This window comes from Candidatus Binataceae bacterium, assembly GCA_035508495.1.
Lineage (GTDB): Bacteria > Desulfobacterota > Binatia > Binatales > Binataceae > JASHPB01.
Genome location: DATJMX010000028.1, coordinates 70,573 through 89,106 on the forward strand (window position 1 = coordinate 70,573; position 18,534 = coordinate 89,106).

22 protein-coding genes and 1 riboswitch are annotated in these 18,534 nt (G+C 61.6%); of the genes, 15 read left to right on the forward strand and 7 right to left on the reverse strand.

All coding sequences use genetic code 11. The features are described from left to right. Positions 1 to 79 precede the first annotated feature (79 nt). Positions 80 to 472, forward strand: coding sequence for a nuclear transport factor 2 family protein (locus VMA09_09690; GenBank protein ID HUA33864.1), 393 nt, complete (start codon positions 80 to 82; stop codon positions 470 to 472). A gap of 362 nt (positions 473 to 834) precedes the next feature. Here the strand turns inward: VMA09_09690 and VMA09_09695 are convergent, their stop codons facing one another. Further along, on the reverse strand, positions 835 to 1,161 hold the full coding sequence (locus tag VMA09_09695; GenBank protein ID HUA33865.1) for a hypothetical protein: 327 nt from the start codon (positions 1,159 to 1,161) through the stop codon (positions 835 to 837). Positions 1,162 to 1,210: 49 nt separating this feature from the next. After that, a complete protein-coding gene (locus VMA09_09700) occupies positions 1,211 to 1,531 on the reverse strand; it encodes a hypothetical protein (GenBank protein HUA33866.1) in 321 nt (106 codons plus the stop codon). Between the two features lie 262 nt (positions 1,532 to 1,793). Between VMA09_09700 and VMA09_09705 the strand changes: the two genes are divergently transcribed. From VMA09_09705 to VMA09_09740, 8 genes are all read left to right on the forward strand, one after another. Next, positions 1,794 to 2,441, forward strand: a complete 648-nt coding sequence (locus VMA09_09705; protein ID HUA33867.1) for a protein-L-isoaspartate(D-aspartate) O-methyltransferase — start codon at positions 1,794 to 1,796, stop codon at positions 2,439 to 2,441. Positions 2,442 to 2,526: 85 nt separating this feature from the next. Continuing rightward, positions 2,527 to 3,246 carry a M23 family metallopeptidase gene (locus VMA09_09710; GenBank protein ID HUA33868.1) on the forward strand — a complete coding sequence of 240 codons (720 nt, stop codon included), beginning with the start codon at positions 2,527 to 2,529 and terminating at the stop codon, positions 3,244 to 3,246. 82 nt (positions 3,247 to 3,328) lie between these two features. Beyond that, entirely contained in the window at positions 3,329 to 3,850 is a 522-nt protein-coding gene (locus tag VMA09_09715) for an adenine phosphoribosyltransferase (protein ID HUA33869.1), read from the forward strand. Between the two features lie 77 nt (positions 3,851 to 3,927). Next, positions 3,928 to 4,833: a cation diffusion facilitator family transporter gene (locus tag VMA09_09720; protein ID HUA33870.1), complete on the forward strand. Its 906-nt coding sequence runs from the start codon at positions 3,928 to 3,930 to the stop codon at positions 4,831 to 4,833. Positions 4,834 to 4,836: 3 nt separating this feature from the next. Then, positions 4,837 to 5,259, forward strand: a complete 423-nt coding sequence (locus VMA09_09725) for an archease (protein ID HUA33871.1) — start codon at positions 4,837 to 4,839, stop codon at positions 5,257 to 5,259. A 17-nt stretch (positions 5,260 to 5,276) separates the two neighbouring features. After that, on the forward strand, positions 5,277 to 6,713 hold the full coding sequence (locus VMA09_09730) for an RtcB family protein (GenBank protein HUA33872.1): 1,437 nt from the start codon (positions 5,277 to 5,279) through the stop codon (positions 6,711 to 6,713). Then, positions 6,713 to 7,351 (forward strand): isochorismatase family protein, encoded by a 639-nt coding sequence (locus VMA09_09735; protein HUA33873.1) that lies wholly within the window; start codon positions 6,713 to 6,715, stop codon positions 7,349 to 7,351. The genes VMA09_09730 and VMA09_09735 overlap by 1 nt, the downstream gene beginning before the upstream one ends. Before the next feature lie 65 nt (positions 7,352 to 7,416). Continuing rightward, the gene (locus VMA09_09740) at positions 7,417 to 8,244 is read left to right on the forward strand and encodes a redoxin domain-containing protein (protein ID HUA33874.1); all 828 of its coding nucleotides are present in this window, start codon (positions 7,417 to 7,419) and stop codon (positions 8,242 to 8,244) included. Here VMA09_09740 and VMA09_09745 read toward each other — a convergent pair. The 4 genes from VMA09_09745 to VMA09_09760 all read right to left on the reverse strand — a co-directional run bounded on the left by VMA09_09745 (position 8,210) and on the right by VMA09_09760 (position 10,368). Then, positions 8,210 to 8,872 carry a thiamine phosphate synthase gene (locus VMA09_09745; GenBank protein ID HUA33875.1) on the reverse strand — a complete coding sequence of 221 codons (663 nt, stop codon included), beginning with the start codon at positions 8,870 to 8,872 and terminating at the stop codon, positions 8,210 to 8,212. The genes VMA09_09740 and VMA09_09745 overlap by 35 nt on opposite strands. A gap of 3 nt (positions 8,873 to 8,875) precedes the next feature. Next, the gene (locus VMA09_09750) at positions 8,876 to 9,652 is read right to left on the reverse strand and encodes a thiazole synthase (GenBank protein ID HUA33876.1); all 777 of its coding nucleotides are present in this window, start codon (positions 9,650 to 9,652) and stop codon (positions 8,876 to 8,878) included. 41 nt (positions 9,653 to 9,693) lie between these two features. After that, positions 9,694 to 9,912: a sulfur carrier protein ThiS gene (thiS, locus tag VMA09_09755; GenBank protein HUA33877.1), complete on the reverse strand. Its 219-nt coding sequence runs from the start codon at positions 9,910 to 9,912 to the stop codon at positions 9,694 to 9,696. Positions 9,913 to 9,972: 60 nt separating this feature from the next. After that, a riboswitch (TPP riboswitch) is annotated at positions 9,973 to 10,079 on the reverse strand. Positions 10,080 to 10,137: 58 nt separating this feature from the next. Then, the gene (locus VMA09_09760; protein HUA33878.1) at positions 10,138 to 10,368 is read right to left on the reverse strand and encodes a type II toxin-antitoxin system prevent-host-death family antitoxin; all 231 of its coding nucleotides are present in this window, start codon (positions 10,366 to 10,368) and stop codon (positions 10,138 to 10,140) included. A gap of 76 nt (positions 10,369 to 10,444) precedes the next feature. Here VMA09_09760 and bla point away from each other — a divergent pair, with 76 nt between their 5' ends. Further along, entirely contained in the window at positions 10,445 to 11,314 is an 870-nt protein-coding gene (bla, locus tag VMA09_09765; protein ID HUA33879.1) for a class A beta-lactamase, read from the forward strand. A 40-nt stretch (positions 11,315 to 11,354) separates the two neighbouring features. Here the strand turns inward: bla and VMA09_09770 are convergent, their stop codons facing one another. Continuing rightward, positions 11,355 to 12,341 (reverse strand): SDR family NAD(P)-dependent oxidoreductase, encoded by a 987-nt coding sequence (locus VMA09_09770; protein ID HUA33880.1) that lies wholly within the window; start codon positions 12,339 to 12,341, stop codon positions 11,355 to 11,357. A gap of 177 nt (positions 12,342 to 12,518) precedes the next feature. Between VMA09_09770 and alr the strand changes: the two genes are divergently transcribed. From alr to VMA09_09795, 5 genes are read left to right on the forward strand one after another with little or no spacing between them, the layout of a single operon-like run. Further along, positions 12,519 to 13,646, forward strand: coding sequence for an alanine racemase (alr, locus tag VMA09_09775; GenBank protein ID HUA33881.1), 1,128 nt, complete (start codon positions 12,519 to 12,521; stop codon positions 13,644 to 13,646). A 13-nt stretch (positions 13,647 to 13,659) separates the two neighbouring features. Next, positions 13,660 to 15,228 (forward strand): bifunctional phosphoribosylaminoimidazolecarboxamide formyltransferase/IMP cyclohydrolase, encoded by a 1,569-nt coding sequence (gene purH / locus VMA09_09780; GenBank protein ID HUA33882.1) that lies wholly within the window; start codon positions 13,660 to 13,662, stop codon positions 15,226 to 15,228. A gap of 3 nt (positions 15,229 to 15,231) precedes the next feature. Beyond that, a complete protein-coding gene (gene purD / locus VMA09_09785; GenBank protein ID HUA33883.1) occupies positions 15,232 to 16,566 on the forward strand; it encodes a phosphoribosylamine--glycine ligase in 1,335 nt (444 codons plus the stop codon). Between the two features lie 25 nt (positions 16,567 to 16,591). Beyond that, on the forward strand, positions 16,592 to 17,248 hold the full coding sequence (locus VMA09_09790; protein HUA33884.1) for an L-threonylcarbamoyladenylate synthase: 657 nt from the start codon (positions 16,592 to 16,594) through the stop codon (positions 17,246 to 17,248). Continuing rightward, positions 17,245 to 18,531: a DUF1015 domain-containing protein gene (locus VMA09_09795; protein HUA33885.1), complete on the forward strand. Its 1,287-nt coding sequence runs from the start codon at positions 17,245 to 17,247 to the stop codon at positions 18,529 to 18,531. The genes VMA09_09790 and VMA09_09795 overlap by 4 nt, the downstream gene beginning before the upstream one ends. Positions 18,532 to 18,534: the final 3 nt, after the last annotated feature.

Sequence of the window (18,534 nt, forward strand, 5' to 3'; positions counted from 1 at the left end):
CATCGGAGGAGAGACCGACGCTGCCAGATCGGGAGGCGCCTGCGATATACTGCGGCATCAAGCTTCGGAGGTAACGTTTATGAGCGCGGCTGAAAACAAGAAGTTGATTCTCGATGCTTTCAATTCGTGGGTCCGCGGCGACGGCTCTGTAATCGATCTGTTCAGCGATGATGTGAAGTGGACCGTTATCGGATCGACACCCGTGTCGCGCGCGTACCAAAGCAAGCGCGAGTTTCTCGATGGCGCCGTGAAACCGCTCACGGAAAAGCTCAGCGGCGCGATTAAGCCGGCGCTCCGCGCCCTTACCGCCGAAGACGATCGCGTGGTGCTGGAATGGCAGGGTCAAACCTCAGGCAAGAACGGCAAACCTTACTATCAAACCTATTGCTGGGTGATGAAGATTCAGAACGGCAAGGTTATCGAGGGCATCGCCTATCTCGATACTGAATTGATATCGAATCTCTGGAAGTAGCTATGGCATCAGCAGCAAAAAAGAAACTGCATCCGAATCGAAAAACCCGGAATATTGGGTTCGCAAAGTAACCACCTAATCGATGTTCCCACCCGAAAACTGTTCACCAGGGATGCCCGCACGATTGCGTTCGAATGATCCAGTATTTTATCAATCGCGGCGGGGAGAACTTGTCGGCCACGCGAAAGAAAGTGCTAGAGCGGGCGAAGAAGATTCTTCACGAGGAGAACGCAAGCTCCGCGTGACTACGCGCAAGGCTTCGTAACCCTGCATGAGTATGAAACACTGATCCGCGAAAAGAGAAGGCGGAGCCGAGCTCCGCCCTCTCCGGTCTATCCCGAAAACTTTAAACCTTCAGGCAATCACTGATCGGCGTTTCCGTCCGGAAATTCGCATTTGGCGCAGTCAGCCAGATCGCGAAGCCCCGCCAGTATGCAGGCTTCAGGCGACTCAGGAGCGGCTGCCCTCTCGGCATCGGCGTCGATTTTCACTCTGCAACCTTCGGCGCTGGGATCCAGACAGCATTTCGTGTCCTGTCCGACTTCATCGATGCACTCGGCCTTGAGTTTGTTCGTACACGCTTCCTTGAGATCGGCGGTCTGGGCAAATGCGCGCCCGGTCGGCATCGTCGCCAGCGCGATGGTGCCGAATGCCAACATTCCCAGAGCGAGTTTCAGGTTTTTCTTCATAATTTTTTCTCCCTTGAATTAGATGGAACGGTTCTCTTCGCTCAGTCGTTCACTGTGCCGCACCGAAAAGTTCAGGCGGGAATGTGCAAGAGCCGCAATCGGCCAGGTCGCGGAGTCCCTGCAGGATGCAGGCTTCGGGTGATTCCGGAGCGGCGGGCGCTTTGAAAAGCGACCTCATCTCCTCGCATCCCTTGGCACTGGGATCCAGGCAGCACTTTGTGTCCTGACCCACGTCATCGATGCACTCGGCCTTGAGCTGGTTGGTGCACCTCAACTTGGCGGCGGCAAAGGCGCGTCCGGTCGGCATCGCCGCCAGCGCGATGGTGCCAAAGGCCAGTACTCCCAACGCGACTTTCAGGTTCCTTTTCATAGCTTTGTCCTCCTCAGATCCGCTCGAGCGGTCCCTGAGCTATACAATTTGGCTTAATTTATTGTCAAACAATTTGTTTTGATTTTGAACCAACGGAAGTTTCACAGAGAAAGGACTGGCAGAATGAAATCGAGTTGGGAGGCTGAACCAGGGTGGATGGTGAGGGATCGCGATTTTGCCGGTACCGGTCGGACTTGTTCCCCGGAGTCGAGCCGCGCCGGGTCGCCCGGGCAGGGGGCCTCGTAGTATAATTCCCGCGCATATGGACGACGATCTCGCAGAAGCGCGCGAGAAGATGGTCGCCGAACAGCTCTCGCGGCGCGGCATCAAGGACGAGCGTGTGCTGAGCGCGATGCGCGCGATACCGCGGCATCGCTTTCTCCCTTCCGAACTACAGGACCATGCCTACGACGACGGCCCGCTGCCAATCGGCGAGGCACAGACTATCTCGCAACCCTACATGGTCGCGCTGATCGCCGAGGTCGCACAGCTCACCGGCGTCGAGCGCGTGCTCGAAATCGGCACCGGCTGCGGCTACCAGGCCGCGGTGCTGGCGCAGCTCGCGCGCGAAGTTTACTCGGTCGAATGCATCGCGCATCTGCACGATCGATCACGCGTGATGCTCAACTCGCTCGGCATCAGCAACGTGTTCCTGCGCTGCGGCGACGGCTCCGAAGGATGGCCCGAGCATGCGCCGTTCGACGCGATCGTCGTGACTGCAGCGATGCCCGGCGTGCCGAGCTCGTTGCTCAGCCAGCTCAAACCGGACGGGCGCTTTATCGCGCCGATCGGCGAGGATGAACTGCAAACCCTGGTGCGGATCAGCCGCACGTCGGGACGTTGGAGCGAAGAGTATTTCGGTGAATGCCGGTTCGTGAAGATGACCGGCAAGTACGGTTTCAGCACCTGACATCGGCGCGGCGCTTGGCGCCGATCAGTCAGAAGGATGCGGTGAGGAGGCGGTGATAACGGCAAAACGCGCTAGCGTTGCCTTGATGGCTCTGGGAGCGGCCGCGCTCGCAGGATGCGCGAGCAGCGCTCCGACCTATTCGTATTCCAACTCGTCGGCGGCTGCTTCACGCGGCAGTACCACCTGTATCGTCGCTCGTGGCGACACCTTTTATAAGATCGCGCAGCGCTACAACGTGAGCGTCGGGCGCCTGATGGCGGCCAACGGCGTCACCGATCCCCGGGAACTGCGCATCGGCCAGGTGCTGACGATTCCCGGTTCATATCAGTCAGCCTCGCTCGGCGCCGAATCTTCCGCAGGCGTGCATCCCTATTATGGCCCTCGTGCCGACCGGCAGTTCGATTGGCCCGTGGCGCAGGGAACGGTGTCGTCGGGATTCGGGATGCGCAACGGCGCGATGCACGACGGCGTCGATATCGCGGCGCCGGTCGGAACGCCGATTCATGCCGCGGATTCTGGCATCGTGATTTTCTCCGGCCAGCTTCATGGTTATGGCAACACCGTGATCGTCCGTCATGATACTGACTATGTCACTGTGTATGGACATAACCAGGTTAATCTCGTTCAGGAAGGCGCGCGCGTCACGCGCGGTCAGACGATCGCGGAGCTCGGCCGCAGCGGCCGCGCGACGGGAGCCAATCTTCATTTCGAAGTGCGATGCGACAACGTCGCGCGCGATCCGCTGGCCTACCTGCCTCCGCCCACCGATTCAGCCGGGATCGCATTCGCCGGCGGCGGCTCCTGACTCGAGCGAAATAGCATTTCATCCTGCCCGCGAGTATCGTTGAGCGCTGCCGCATTTTGCGCGCCCGGTGACATAACGAATTATGAGTACGGACGATCTGAGAAAGCTGATTCGCGACGTTCCTGATTTCCCCAAGGCCGGCATCCTGTTCAGAGACATCACGCCGCTGCTGTCGGACCCGCGCGGTTTTGCGGAGGTGGTCGATCGACTCGCCGAGCCGTTCCTGGGCAAAGTCGACGCGGTCCTCGGCATCGAATCGCGGGGCTTCATAATCGGCGCTCCGGTCGCATATCGCCTCGGAGTCGGACTCACGATCGCGCGCAAGCCCGGCAAGTTGCCGTTTCGCACCGTCGATGAATCCTACGAGCTCGAATACGGCACGGCCTCGCTGCAGATGCATGAGGATGCGATCAAACACGGCACGCGTATACTGATCGTTGACGACCTTCTTGCGACTGGCGGGACGGCGCGTGCGGCGATTCGCCTCGCGAATCGTCTCGGCGGCGAGGTTGTCGCATGCGCATTCGCAGTTGAGCTCGGCGCCTTAGGCGGCCGCAGGCTGGTCGAGCCGATAAGCTGCACGGCGCTTATCAGCTACGATTAATGTAGTCATCCGGTGAGGGCCGGATGATGAATTCATTCAAGCCGAAAATAGGTGCAGACTGATCTCGGAGGATGACCGTGTCGGGAGACCATTCCCACGAGCACAGCCACGCCGTCGCCGGAGATCGGCGCCGGATGTACATCGTGCTCGGCGTCACCGCGTTCTACTTCGTGGTCGAGCTGGTCGGCGGCTTCATGTCGGGCAGCCTCGCGTTGCTGTCGGATGCGGTGCACATGCTGACCGACGTCGCGGCGCTGTGCCTCGGACTGCTAACGCTGTGGATCGCGTTGCGGCCGGCGTCATCGGCGAAAACGTACGGCTATCTGCGCGCCGAAATTCTTGGCGCGCTGCTCAACGGTCTCTTCCTGTGGGTGCTGGTCGTGTTCCTGTGGATCGAGGCGGTCCAGCGCTTGCGCAATCCACGTCCGGTAGTGGGACTCGCGGTGATGGGAATCGCGACGATTGGACTCCTGGTCAACATTTTCTCGGCGTGGATGACTTCTTCGCACGGCGATGAGCGCGGGATGGCGATTCGCTCGGTGTTCCTGCACGTGATCGCGGACTTGATCGGCTCGCTCGGCGTACTGCTCGCGGGTGCGCTCGAATATTTCACTGGATGGTATCAGGCCGATTCCGTGGTCAGCATCTTCATCGGATTTCTCGTGCTCTACAGTTCCTGGGGGCTCATTCGCGACGGCGTCGACATCCTGATGGAGTCCGTCCCGGCACATATCGATATCGAGGAGCTGCGCGGCGACTTGCTCGCCGTTGAAGGCACCGAGGAGGTCCACGATCTCCACGTATGGTGCCTGACGACGCGGCAATTCGCGCTCTCGGCGCACGCCGTGGTCGCGGCGGAAGCCAACCAGGATCGCGTGCTCGACGAGATGTGCCGGATGCTGCAGGACAAGTTCAACATCCATCACATGACGGTGCAGCTCGAGCGCGACAATCGCCGTCAGCAGGAACCCGGCCACTTTTAGTCGATGAGCGATGATGATCTGTTTCGCGAGTTCGAGCATACCGGTGATCTCGGAATCGAACTCGACGCGCCGACGCGGCAGGAACTGTTCGCTCGCGCATTGATCGCACTCTCACACCTCATGGTCGAGCAAAACGAGGTGCGTGTTCGCGCCGAACGATCGTTTATCGTTGCTATAACAGACGACGCCGAAATGCTGCACGATACGTTGTCACGAGCACTTACGATCTTCCTTGCCGACGGATTCATTTGGAACGATGCGGCGGTTATCGACAACAATGGCGAATTGACGGTTACATTGAAAGGCGAGTCGTTCGATCCAAAGCGCCATCAACTGGTGACCGAACTGAAAGCCGTGACGTATCATCAGCTTGCGGTCGAGCACCAAGGCGATCGCTGGCGCGCGCGAATCGTGTTCGACGTGTGACCGCTTTCACATCTCCAATGGAATTGCTGAAGGTCAGCGACTACCTCTGGGAAATTCCGCGCAGCGGCAATATGCGCGTGCCGGGACGCGTGTATCTCTCCGCCGCGATGCTCGACGACGTGCGCGACGATCCCTGCCTCGAGCAGGTGCGCAACGTCGCCTGCCTGCCCGGTATCGTCGGTTACTCGCTGGCGATGCCCGACGTGCACTGGGGCTATGGTTTTCCGATCGGCGGTGTCGCCGCGGTCGATGCCGACGAGGGTGTGATCTCACCAGGTGGAGTCGGCTACGACATCAACTGCGGCGTGCGCCTGATTCGCACCAAGCTCGATTTCGGCGCGGTGGGAAAGCACGCGGCGAAACTCGGCGATGCGCTTTTCAATGCGATCCCGTGCGGCGTGGGATCCGAGGGCGCGATTCCCGCGCTGGCGCCCGCGGAGCTGAAGCGCATCGCGCGCGACGGCCTCAAGTGGGCGAAGGGCCAGGGCTACGCCAGTGACGCGGATATCGCGCATACGGAAGAAAATGGATGCTACCAACTTGCCGATCCCGACGCCGTCAGCGACGAAGCTTACCGGCGCGGGCGCAAGCAACTCGGCACGCTCGGCTCGGGCAATCACTTTCTCGAGGTCGGACGCGTCGATGAAATCTACGACCACGACGCCGCATCGGCGATGGGCCTCGAGCTGAACCACGTCACGGTCATCATACATTCCGGCTCGCGCGGGCTGGGGCATCAGACTTGCGACGACTACCTGCGCACGGTCGGCACTGCGATGGGGCGATACGGAATCAGCCTGCCCGATCGGCAGCTCGCTTCGGTGCCGATCAAATCGCCAGAGGGACGCGCGTACCTCGGGGCGATGGCGGCGGCCGCTAACTTCGCGTGGTGCAATCGGCAGTTGATGATGCATCTGGCGGAGAACGCGTTTATGGATACGCTCGCGATGAGCGAGCGCGACCTCGGTTTTTCGCTGGTGTACGACGTCTGCCACAATATCGCGAAATTCGAGGAGCATATCGTTGAGAATCGCCAGCGCCGTCTCTGCGTGCATCGCAAGGGCGCGACGCGCGCCTTCGGCCCCGGCAATCCCGCGCTGCCGAGTGCCGTGCGCGCTCATGGTCAGCCGATTCTCATTCCGGGCGACATGGGCCGTTACTCATTCGTGCTGATCGGAACGGAGCGGGCCGAGCGTGAGACTTTCGGCTCGACGTGTCACGGCGCGGGGCGCCTGATGAGCCGAGCGCGCGCCAAGAAAGAAGCTCGCGGCCGCGATCTTATCGCAGAGCTCGCCGAGGCCGGCGTTACGATCCGCTACCAGGGACGCGGTACAGTGGCGGAAGAGATGCCTGCCGCATACAAGGACGTGGCCGGCGTGGTGGCGGTGATGGAAGCGGCGGGAGTCAGCCGCCGCGTCGCGCGCCTCAAACCATTTCTCGTAATCAAGGGTTGATGAAGTCCGACAGCACCATCTTTTACGACGTCGATACGCAGCGCGATTTCCTCGACCCAGGCGGCGCTATGTATTTGCCGGGCGCCGATCTCCTGGTGCCCAAGTTGAAAGAAATGACGGAGCTTGGCCGCGACATCGGCGCGCGAATCGTATGTGCGCTCGATCGCCACGTGCCCGGCGATCCGTTACTTAAGAGCGGCGGTGGCGCGATGCCCGATCATTGCATCGCGGGCACGCGCGGCGAAGAAAAGATCGATGCGACCCGACCGCTTCAGCCGCTGACGATTGGCGATCATGATTTGTCACCGGCCGAAATTCAGACCCTGCTCGACTACAAGGGCGAGCTGGTTTTCGATCGCCGCAAGTTCGAGACCCTGGCCGCGAATGCTCACGCACACACGATCCTGCGGCTCGTGCTGCAGCCCTTCAAGGACATCGTCGTGTACGGCGTCTACCAGGAGACTTGCGTCGATCGGGCGATTCGCGAGCTCGTCGGCCTTGGGCCGAAACTGCACGTGGTCAGCGACGCGATCGCCGTGATGAGCGGCAAGACGGTGGATTTTTTCGACCGGTGGAAAGCGGCGGACGTCGATCTGATCGAACTGGAGGACCTCAAATCGCTGATGCTGAATCAATAAGCGCAGCGGATCGCGAACGCGATCGCTCCGAAGCCGATGAGCTGGACGAGACGGAAGAGTTCTGGTTGCCGCCGCCGTTCCAGCTCGGGCGGGCGATCGCGGCGCTCTTGCTCATCGCGACGGGTTTCGGGCTTTACGAATTTGTCTTGATCTCGTTCTGGTCGTCGCCCGCGCTGGGAATTTACGATCGCATTCCGTGGCCCGCCTTCGCGCTGCTCGGCGCCGCGCTGGTGATCGCATTAATCGCGGTGCGGGTTGCGCTCGGGATGTATTCGCCGCACGCAAAGCTTGGCTTTGCGATGTTCGCGTTCCTGACTTGCCTCGCGGTCGGAGTGGGCGGCGGCAGATTCATCAGCTACCTCCTGCGCGGCACGATGAATCCGCCATTCAAGCTCGCGTTGCAGATTGAACATCGCTTCCCCACGTTTTCATTGCTCGACCAAAATGGGAAGACGATTCAAGGTCCGGGAGCACCAGGCGCGGACGCGACGCTCATCTACATATATCGCGGCGACTTCTGTCCGTTCTCGCGCTTTGAGCTGGCACAGCTCACGCGAAAGCAGAGCGACTTCGAGCGCACGCACGTCGCGACAGTCGCGTTGAGCGCCGATCCGGTCGAACGATCCAAGTATCTCGCCGGCTATCTGAAGACTTCAATTCCGCTTTTGTCCGACACGTCGGAATCGATTCTCAAACCGCTCGGCCTCGTGCAAACGCATCGCGACGGCGAGCCCGACAACGCGATTCCGGCTTTTGTGATCGTCGATCGTGACGCAGTCGTGCGATGGATATTCACCTCGCCGTACTATCGTGAACTGCCCAAGCCTGAAGTGCTGCTCGACGCCGCAAGTGCCGTAGCTAAGAACGCATCAGCGCCCGCAGCATCGAAGTAGTTGCGGCAGCGATATCACTCGTCTGAAAGATCGAACCGATCGCGGCAGCTCCCGCCGGCGACGCGAAAACATCCGATGAAGCGTAGAGTTCGGCGATCCGCTCGGGCGTGATTCCGCCGAGAGCAAATACCGGTACTTGCGCCGCGGCACAGGCGGCGCGAAGTCCGCTGGGTCCCCACGCGGGCGCGGCAATATCTTTCGAAATTGGATCGAAGACGGGACCGAAGACGACAAAGTCAGCGCCCTCGCGCGCCGCGCCAGCGACATCGGGCGGTGAATGCGTCGAGGAGCCGATCAATCGATTCGGACCGAGCAACTTGCGCGCCTGGTTCGCACCGACCGAATCGAATGGCAGATGCACTCCGTCGGCATCGGCAGCGAGCGCAACATCGATTCGTTCATTGATCAGAAGCGGCGCGCCATAACTTGAACACAGGGCGCGCAAGGCAATCGCAAGTTCGTATAGTGGCCGCGCGTCGAGATCTTTCTCGCGAAGCTGGATCGCAACCGCTCCGCGCGGCGCAACCTCAGAGGCCGCCGCCAGCACGGCTTCGCAAGCGCCGGCCAAATCGCCATCGCGAACAAGCTTGCGATCGGTAATGATGTAAAGTCGAAAGTCTGCGCGCACGAATCACTCGAGCAAGCCAGTCATCGGGCTCGAGGCGGTCGCATACAGGCGGCGCTCGATGCGGCCCGCGAGGTACGCCAGGCGACCCGCTTCGATGGCGAGGTTCATCGCGCGCGCCATCGCGATCGGATCCTTCGCGCCCGCGATCGCCGAGTTCATCAGCACGCCGTCGCATCCGAGCTCCATCGCCTTCGCCGCATCCGAGGCAGTGCCCACGCCCGCATCGACAATCACCGGCACCTTCGCTTGTTCGATGATAATCGCGATGTTGTAGGGATTGCGGATACCCAGGCCCGAGCCGATCGGCGCCGCCAGCGGCATCACCGCGATACATCCGATTTCCTGCAGCTTGAGACAGGTCACCGGATCGTCGGTGATATACGGCATCACCTTGAAGCCTTCTTTGACCAGCACCTTGGCGGCCTCGATCGTCGCCGATACGTCGGGAAACAGCGTCGCCTGGTCGCCGATAACTTCGAGCTTCACCATGTCACCGACTCCGACCTCGCGCGCGAGGCGGCAGGTCCGAATCGCCTCGTCGGCGGTGTAGCATCCCGCGGTGTTGGGCAGAATCTGATAGCGGCGTGGATCGAGGTAGTCGAGCAGATTTTCCTTGTTGCGATCCGTGATGTTCACGCGGCGCACGGCGACGGTGACGATCTCGGCTCCGCTGGCCTCGATCGCGCTACGCGTCTCAGCGAAATCCTTGTATTTGCCGGTACCGACGATCAGACGCGAGCGGAACTGCTTGCCGCCGAGCTCGAGTGGAGTGTCCTGCATGTTTCACCTACTGATGTTGACGATTTGCGCGCCCGAGGCGTTCAACCGCCACCTACAAAGTTTATCACTTCGACGATGTCGCCGGCGCGAACGATCGTCTCGGCATAGCGCGCCTTGGGAATCACGTCGCGATTGATTTCGACGGCGACCCGGTTCGGCTTCATCTTGAGGAGTTCCACCAATTGCGCGACTGAGACCTCGCCACCGAGCTTAAAGGGATCGCCATTGAGCGTAATCGTAATTTCGGATGCTTCAGACATTGAAACGCCGCTTCCTGCGCCGGGAAGCGGCGTTGAGCGGGACCGCGAACGTCCCGCCATAGCGGGTATCGACGGCTTCCCTACGCCGGCATGACCCGGATCAGGTTCGAGGGGTCCTCTCGCGCGAGAGCTCTCAGTGTGCGATGCACACACCCCCAGCCTGATCGTTTTATATCGCCGCGCCGCAAGACAGTCAAAATTGCCCGGCTGCCCACCCTCAAAGGCTTATTCGAAGTGTTTTTGGATCTCCGGCGGGAGAGGATCGTCAAATTCGTCGTGGCTGAAAATGAGGCCTTTGGCCGAGCCAGGTTTTCGTCGGGTAGAGCGCTTTTCAAACGGCACCAGCCGCGCAACAGGCTTGCCTGCTCTCGCGATTATGCTTTCTTCGCCGAGTTCGACGCGCTTCAGTAAATTGGAAAAGCGGGTCGCTTCTTGAATGTTTACGAACTGGCCCATGAATCCATCGTAGACTTAGTCTATCTTGCATTCAGCCGTAACCCATCAACCGGTCGGTCACGATCAACCTGAACCCATGCTCAGCCGCCGGAGTTTCATCGTAATTTCCGCGCTGGCATTGCCCAGCGTACTGCGTGCCTCTACCGGACGGTTCGGTTACTTGCCGATGGAGCTAGCAAAACTCGAGCGGATCAATGGCGGACATCTCGGCGTGGCCGTTCTCGATACCGGTAGCGGCGAACGCGCGGGATATCGCGAGGACGAGCGATTCCCGATGTGCAGCACGTTTAAGTTCTTGCTCGTGGCCGCAGTTTTGCGGCGCGTCGATCGCCACGAAGAGCGGCTCGACCGCACCATCAAAATTCCTCCAATGCCTTTGATATTCAATTCGCCGCTAACGGAGTCACACGCCGGTGGCACAATGACGATCGCCGCCCTTTGTCACGCCGCTTTAATTCGGAGTGACAACACCGCCGCGAATCTCCTGCTCGAAACGATCGGCGGGCCGGCCGGCATTACCACTTTCTCCCGATCGATTGGGGATAAGGTAACCCGGCTCGACAGGATGGAGACGGCACTCAATGAGTCGCTGGCCGGTGATCCGCGCGATACAACCTCGCCTGCGGCGATGGCGGATGACCTGAATTCTGTGCTGCTTGGCAATGTGCTCTCGAAGCCGTCTTGCGACCAACTGACGTTCTGGATGGAAGAGAATGGCTCCGGTCTCGATCGCTTGCGCGCCAACCTTCCTGACGGCTGGCGTGCAGCAGACAAAACCGGCTCGAATCTTCAGCATACGAGCAACGATATCGCCGTGCTCTGGCCCGTCGGCAAGCCGGCCATCGTCATCGCGGCCTACATCACCCAATGCTCCGGCCCGGAAGCCAAGCGCACAGCTATGCTCCGCGAAATTGGCAAATTAGTAGTGAGCTCGGTGCGCAAGTGAGCGTGCCAAGTCAGGAGGTTTATACCAAGCTCTGCACCATTCACGCGGCGGAAGCGCGGCTGTCTGATGGTAGCGGCAGCGGGGTTTCTTCGCGCGTCAGATGCACCAGCTCAGCGCTCTGCTGCCATAGCGCGGCCGCCCTATCGCGCTCGTAGGATTCTGTCGATGACGGTTCTTCTTTGTAGCCCTGGAAGTATTTAGCGGTCGTGCGCTCAAGCTTCGGATCGGTTACGAGGCTTGCCAGCGCCTTTCCCGAATGGCGCACGCTGTTGACGTGCGGCACGAATGGCCGCAGCACCGGCAGCACGTAGTTCCACGCAAAACGCATGAAGCCGCTGTAGTCGCGCGCGAGCCCGGTCGCCGGCATCAGGCCCGGGTCGAACGCATTGACGGTGATGCCTTGCAGATTCGATTCTTCGAGGCGCAGGCGGCGGGACATTTCGTATGTGCACATCACGTTGCATAGCTTCGACGTTGTATAAGCGCGGCGTCCGAATTGCCCCGGCGATTCGCGCATCGTCTCAGCGTTGCGTTCCGGGTAGGCAAGCTCTCGCGCGGTCAGCAGGCGCGGCGCGGGCATCCCGGTGGTTTGCGAAGGATCGTGCGTGCCACTGCTCACGAAGATAATTCGCGCCTGCGGCTCCATCTGCCGAAGCATCAGATTTGCGAGCAGGAAGTGGCCGAGATGATTCACGCCGAACGTCGTTTCGAATCCGTCAGCGGTTTGGGTGCGCTTGGCAACCACCTGCGTGCCCGCGTTGCACACCAACGCGCCCAGCGGCGGCAAATCGCCGCGCGCCGCGTAGTTCGCGGCGAAGGTGCGGATCGAGGCCATCGACCCCAAATCGAGCACCATCGCCTCCATCGGCTTGTACCAACTGCGCGCGTAGAGGCGCTTGATCGCCTCGCGACCGCGCTCCGGATCGCGGCACGCGACGATCACATACCATTCGCGAGTCTCGACGAGCGCGCGTGCGCACTCGAAGCCGAGGCCGCTGTTGCCACCGGTGATAATGACGCTCTTCATAGTCGCCACTCCGCCCCCACCCCGGTTACCCACATGGCAAACAGGATGTCGTTCGTGCAGAGTTATGGCGAATGCCCCAGTAGGATTTTTTCTCGGATTAGCGCGCCCTGATTGACTGTCCAAAGCGCGAGTGGTTAGTTGAGCACGCTCCCATCAAGAGCGGTTCCTGGGCGGTTGATGACGTTCGAAAAGCAGCGCCCGACGATAGCCGAGATCGATCTCGGGGCGTTGAGGTCCAACTACCATGCGCTGAAGCGAATCGCGCAGGGTGGCGATCTGATGGTCGTCGTCAAGGCCGACGCTTATGGCCATGGCGCGATCAACGTTTCGCGAACGCTCGCGGCCGAAGGATGCAAACATTTCGGCGTTGCGACCCTCGACGAGGCGCGCGAGCTGCGCAGCGCCGGGGTCGAATCGCGAATTTGTCTTCAGGCGGGATTCTTCGCCGAACAGGCGCGCGAGGTCGTCGCGCTCGATATCACGCCCTTCGTCTTCGATCCGGGGCTGATCGAGCCGCTCAACTCCGCCGCGCGGGCGATGGGCCGCACACGCTTCCCGATTCACTTCAAAATCGACAGCGGCGCGACCCGTCTCGGTATTCTGCCGGGCGATCTGCCTGCCGCCCTCGACGCGCTCGCGACGGCTGACTCGCTGATCCTCGAAGGCGTATGCACCCTGCTCGCGAATGCCGGCGATCCTTCGAGTCCGATTACCGACGCGCAGATGACGGTCTTTCGCGAGGCGCTCGAAACAATCGGAAGAGCGGGAATCAACCCGCCGATCGTTCATGTCGATAATTCCGCCGCGCTCGTGCTGCGCCACGACTCGCACTACAACCTCTCGCGTCCGGGTCTCGCGATTTATGGCCTGCCGCCCGTCGCCGCGGTGCGCGAGCGCGTCGAGCTGATGCCGGTGATGACGTTCAAGACCCGCGTGATGCAGACCAAGCGCGTCCCGGCGGGCAGCGGCGTCGGTTACGGCCACACCTTCGTCGCACCGCGCGAGAGCCTCATCGGCGTGATGCCGGTCGGCTATGCCGACGGCTACCGGCGCGGCCTCCAGCATGGTGGCGAAGTCCTGGTGCGGGGCACACGCGCGCCGGTGGTGGGAGCGGTCTCGATGGATCTGACCACGATCGATTTGACCGACGTGCCGGGTGCGAGCGTCGGCGACGAGGTCATCTTGTGGGGCGGCACCGGCGAGGCCATGATCAGTGTCAATGATGTCGCGCGCCTCGCGCAGACGATCTCCTACGAGATGCTGTGCACGGTGGGCAGGCGGGTGCCGCGCATCTGCCGGGGATAGGGCCGGGGTAAGGATGGGCACGAACAGGGTAAAAATCAGGCGCGCGCTGCTGGGCGTTTCCGACAAGAATGGTCTCGCGGAATTGGCGCGCGAGCTCTCGCATCACGGCGTCGAGATGCTTTCGACCGGCGGCACCAAGGCCGCGCTCGAAGCGGTCGGCGTCGTCGTAAAATCGGTCGAGGACTTCACCGGCTTTCCCGAGATGCTCGACGGCCGCGTGAAGACGCTTCATCCCAAGATTCACGGCGGAATCCTCGGTCGCCGGGACCTCGAGAGCCACGCTCGTCAGATGAACCAGCACGGCATCGAGCCGATCGACCTCGTGGTCGTGAACTTTTATCCGTTCGAAAAGACCGTCGCGAAAGCTGATGTATCGCTTGAAGATGCGATCGAGAACATCGATATCGGCGGTCCGACGCTGGTGCGCGCCGCGGCCAAGAATTACGAAGACGTAGCGATCGTCGTCGATCCCGCCGACTACGCCGTTATCGCCGAGGAGCTCCGCGAGCACGGCGGTTCGATTAGCCACGCCACGCGATGGCGCCTCGCGAGAAAGGCATTTTCCCGAGTCGCCGCCTATGACGCGGCGATCTCCAACTGGCTCGGGAGGCATGCCCATCCTCATGAGCCTTCCGCACTCGGCGAGACATTCAGCCTCTCGCTCGAGCGGGAACAGCCGCTGCGTTACGGCGAGAATCCGCACCAGGCGGGCGCGCTCTACGGCAACTTCCTGAAAATCGCCGAGCAGCTCCACGGCAAGGAGCTGTCGTTCAACAACGTCTTCGACATCAGCTCGGCTGTGAACCTGATGCTCGAGTTTGGCACCGAGCAGCAGGCCGTCGTCGCGATTTTGAAGCACAACACGCCCTGCGGCGTCGGGCTCGGCGCGACGCTCAAGGAGGCCTGGGACAAGGCATACGCGACCGATCCCGATTCGCCGTTCGGCGGAATTATCATCACGAACCGCCCGTGGGATTTGGAGTTCGCGCGCGCCGTTGACGAGCTCTTCACCGAGGTGTTGATCGGCCCCGAGTATCCTCAACAAGTGCTCGAATATCTCCGCAAGAAAAAGAATCGCCGCGTGATGCGCTTTCATCCCGATGCCGTTCCGCGCGGCGAGCTGGATCTCAAAAAAATTGTCGGCGGTTTGTTGGTCCAGACACCCGACCTCTCGATCGAGGATCCGCGCCAGGGCAAAGTCGTCACCGCGCGCAAGCCGACCGAGGCCGAGTACCGGGCGCTCGAATTTGGAATCAAGGTCTGCAAGCACGTGAAGTCCAACGCGATCGTCTTCGCCGCGCCCGACCGCACACTCGGCGTCGGCGGCGGCGCGACCTCGCGTATCGACCCGGTCTATGCCGCCCGCGAGAAGGCCGCGAGACTTCACGTATCACTTCAAGGTTCGGTGCTGGTTTCCGAGGCGCTGTTTCCCTTCCCCGACGGCCCGACGCTCGCGGCCGAAGCGGGAGCCACCGCGATCGCGCAGCCCGGCGGTGCCGTGCGCGACGATGAGGTAATCGCGGCTGCGGACAAGTATGGCCTTGCGATGGTATTCACGGGCGTGCGGCATTTCCGCCACTGAGTCATGCGCGTCCTCGTAGTCGGCAACGGCGGCCGCGAGCACGCGCTCGTATGGCGGCTCCATCAGAGCGAATCGGTCTGGAAGATTTTTTGCGCCAGCGGAAATCCTGGCATCGATCAGATTGCCGAACCGGTCGGAATCGCGCCAACAGACATCCCCGCCCTGATTTCGTTCGCAAACGAAAAAAAAGTCGATCTCACGATTGTCGGCCCCGAAGACCCGCTGGCAGCGGGAATCGTCGACGAGTTCACGCGCACCGGGCTCAAGATCTTCGGCCCGACGCGCGCCGCCACGCAGCTCGAGAGCAGCAAGTCATTCGCAAAAACCGTGATGCGCGCCGCCGGTGTTCCGACCGGCGATTTCGCGGTCTTCGACGATGCGCGTGCGGCGCGCGACTACGCGAGCGCGCGCGGCGGCCGAATCGTCGTTAAGGCCGACGGCCTCGCGCTCGGAAAAGGCGTGACGGTATGCCGCGACGTGGAGACTGCTCACACGGCGATCATCGAGGCGATCGAATCACACAGGTTCGGCGCGGCCGGCGATCGCATCGTGATCGAAGAGCTGCTCACCGGCGAGGAGCTTTCATTCTTCGCGCTGTGCGACGGCGAGAATGCGATCGCGCTCGGCACGGCGCAGGATCACAAGCCAATCTTTGACGACGACCAGGGCCCGAACACGGGCGGGATGGGCGCTTACTCGCCCGTGCCACAATTCGGCGCCGACATGGAAGAGCGCATCATGCGCGAGATCGTGCGCCCCACTCTGTCCGAGATGAAAACGCGCGGCACGCCGTATCGTGGCGTGCTGTTCGTCGGCCTCATGATCGACGGCGATAAAATCAACGTCATCGAGTACAACGCGCGCTTCGGCGATCCCGAGTGCGAGGCGCTCATGATGCGTTTCGAGGGTGACCTTGCGCAGGCTCTGCTCGCCGCCGCCGGCGGCAACGTAAGCAAAGCCAACGTGGGCCTGTCGCCGCGCAGCGCCGCAACGATCGTGATGGCCTCCGGCGGCTATCCGGGCGAATACAAGAAGGGCCTGCCTATAGTTGGTATCGATAAGATCGATGGCATCGCGGCTTCGGATGCCAAAGTCCGATGGGCGATGAACAAGATTCGCGTCAAGGTCTTTCACGCAGGTACGGCGCTCAAGGACGGCGTGCTAGTGACCAATGGCGGGCGCGTGCTGGCGGTGACCGCGATGGCGCCGGAGCTCAAAAGCGCCGTCGCGGCTGCCTACGAAGCCGCCGACATGATCGAATTCGAGGGCCGATACTTTCGCCACGATATCGCCCGGCGCGCACTTTCCCGGATGCCTGCGACTTCAGGATCGGTATAATTATCCTGAGGTCTAAGTTTCAGATTTGTCCAAACGGCTGAAAGACACGGCGTCGAATGACGGCGCTTCGCAACAACCATTCACGCTCGATGATGGAATCGCGGCGCTGCACGCGAGCGAGTTGGTCGTCTATCCCACCGAAACATTCTACGGTCTCGGCGCGGATCCGTATTCCAAGGAAGGCCTGCGGCGGCTCTTCGAGGTAAAGGGCCGCGACAAGGATCGCCCGGTCGGACTAATCGCGGCGGACGCCACGATGGCGTTCTCGATCTTTCACGAGATTCATCCGCTGGCGCGCCGGCTGGCCGATGCTTTCTGGCCGGGTCCGCTCACGATCGTGATGCAACCGCGCGACGACTTTGCGCCCGAGCTATGCAGTCCGGAAGGCGTGTCGGTCCGCGTCTCGCCGAACCCGGTGGCGCGCACGCTCGCGGCTGGCCTTGGGCATCCGATAACCGCGACCAGCGCGAACCTCTCCGGGCAGACGCCAGCCACGACGCTCGACGAGGCGCGCGCCGCGTTCGGCGACAAAGTTAAAGTTTATCTCGAAGGTGGAAAGTTGATGGCGATGCGGCCGAGCACGGTGGTGGTGCTGAGCGAAGATGATTGGCAGATTCTGCGACCGGGCGTGATTTCTGAAACCGAGATCGCCGCGGTGCTTGCCGGCGAGGCGCTTAAGTGAGCGCGGCTCAAGCCCGCGTCGAGCCTTTCCGCGGCTTCCTCTTCAATCCGAAAATTGCCGGCGATCTGACGAAGCTCGTCGCCCCGCCCTACGACCTTATCGGCACCGAGCGGCAGAACGAGCTCTACGATCGCAGCCCCTACAACATTATCCGGCTCGAATACGGCCGCGAGGCCGATCGCTATAGCTCCGCGAAGACGACCCTCGACCAATGGATCCGCACGGGGGTGCTGTCGCGTCCCGAGCGGGCCTCCATTTACCAGTACACGCAGCGCTTCGAGCACGCCGGAGGTCGCTTCACGCGCACCGGCTACGTGCTGCGCTTTCGCCTCGAGGAATTCGGCCAGGGGCGAGTGCTTCCGCATGAGCGGACGTTTCCTGCCGCCAAGGAAGATCGGCTGCGCCTGCTGACCATGATCGAAACCAACACCAGTTCGATTTTCGGGCTCTACACGGGAAATCATGCTGAATTGGAGCAGCTCGGCGAATCAGTCAAAGCGCGCGCTCCCCTGTTTTCGGTGCGCGACGATCTCGGAATCGACAACGAGCTGCGCGTTATCGATGGCGCCACTGAGATCGCGACGCTTCAACGGGCGCTGGAGAAGCCGCTCGTGCTGATCGCCGACGGGCACCATCGCTACGAGACGGCGCTCAACTATCAGCGCGCGCGCCGTGCTGGCGAGCAGGCGAGCGGAACGCGTCCCTACGACTTCACGTTGATGACGCTAGTATCGTGCAACGACCCGGGGCTCGTGATCTTGCCGACGCATCGCGTGGTGAAAGCGCTCGATCCATCGGCGCTGGCGTCGTTCGAAACACGCGCGAAAGAGATCTTCGAGGTAACGAGGATCTCCGACTCTCGCGAGCTGCTCGCGAATCTTGCGCGGCGCGGACACGGCGGACTCGCCGTCGCCCTCAAAGGCGCCGGCAATTTTCTTCTCGCCCTTCGCGATCGCGCCGCGCTAGATGCCGCCCTGCCCGATGCTCCGCGCGAGGTGCGCGAACTCGACGTATCGATCCTGCATGCGCTCGTGTTCGATCGGATTTTCGGCATCAAGGCCGACGAGGTCCGCAAAGGCGGGAACATCGAGTACACGATCGATTCCGCGGGCGCATACGCTGCCGTCGCTGAAGGTCGCGCCGACGGCGCGTTCCTCATGAATCCGCCGACCATCGATGACGTCGAGCGGGTGAGCCTCGCGGGCGCGACGATGCCGCAGAAGTCGACCTACTTTTTTCCCAAGCTGCTCACCGGGCTCGTGATGAATCCGCTTTGCGACTGACGC

Bases quoted from the DNA above. Each gene is read 5' to 3' on its own strand.
- VMA09_09715 (HUA33869.1), top strand. From the start codon at position 3,329: ATGAGTACGGACGATCTGAGAAAGCTGATTCGCGACGTTCCTGATTTC.
- VMA09_09735 (HUA33873.1), top strand. From the start codon at position 6,713: ATGAAGTCCGACAGCACCATCTTTTACGACGTCGATACGCAGCGCGAT.
- purH (HUA33882.1), top strand. From the start codon at position 13,660: ATGGGCACGAACAGGGTAAAAATCAGGCGCGCGCTGCTGGGCGTTTCC.
- VMA09_09770 (HUA33880.1), bottom strand. From the start codon at position 12,341: ATGAAGAGCGTCATTATCACCGGTGGCAACAGCGGCCTCGGCTTCGAG.
- alr (HUA33881.1), top strand. From the start codon at position 12,519: ATGACGTTCGAAAAGCAGCGCCCGACGATAGCCGAGATCGATCTCGGG.
- VMA09_09760 (HUA33878.1), bottom strand. From the start codon at position 10,368: ATGGGCCAGTTCGTAAACATTCAAGAAGCGACCCGCTTTTCCAATTTA.
- bla (HUA33879.1), top strand. From the start codon at position 10,445: ATGCTCAGCCGCCGGAGTTTCATCGTAATTTCCGCGCTGGCATTGCCC.
- VMA09_09695 (HUA33865.1), bottom strand. From the start codon at position 1,161: ATGAAGAAAAACCTGAAACTCGCTCTGGGAATGTTGGCATTCGGCACC.
- VMA09_09730 (HUA33872.1), top strand. From the start codon at position 5,277: ATGGAATTGCTGAAGGTCAGCGACTACCTCTGGGAAATTCCGCGCAGC.
- VMA09_09690 (HUA33864.1), top strand. From the start codon at position 80: ATGAGCGCGGCTGAAAACAAGAAGTTGATTCTCGATGCTTTCAATTCG.
- VMA09_09725 (HUA33871.1), top strand. From the start codon at position 4,837: ATGAGCGATGATGATCTGTTTCGCGAGTTCGAGCATACCGGTGATCTC.
- VMA09_09705 (HUA33867.1), top strand. From the start codon at position 1,794: ATGGACGACGATCTCGCAGAAGCGCGCGAGAAGATGGTCGCCGAACAG.
- thiS (HUA33877.1), bottom strand. From the start codon at position 9,912: ATGTCTGAAGCATCCGAAATTACGATTACGCTCAATGGCGATCCCTTT.
- VMA09_09750 (HUA33876.1), bottom strand. From the start codon at position 9,652: ATGCAGGACACTCCACTCGAGCTCGGCGGCAAGCAGTTCCGCTCGCGT.
- purD (HUA33883.1), top strand. From the start codon at position 15,232: ATGCGCGTCCTCGTAGTCGGCAACGGCGGCCGCGAGCACGCGCTCGTA.
- VMA09_09710 (HUA33868.1), top strand. From the start codon at position 2,527: ATGGCTCTGGGAGCGGCCGCGCTCGCAGGATGCGCGAGCAGCGCTCCG.
- VMA09_09700 (HUA33866.1), bottom strand. From the start codon at position 1,531: ATGAAAAGGAACCTGAAAGTCGCGTTGGGAGTACTGGCCTTTGGCACC.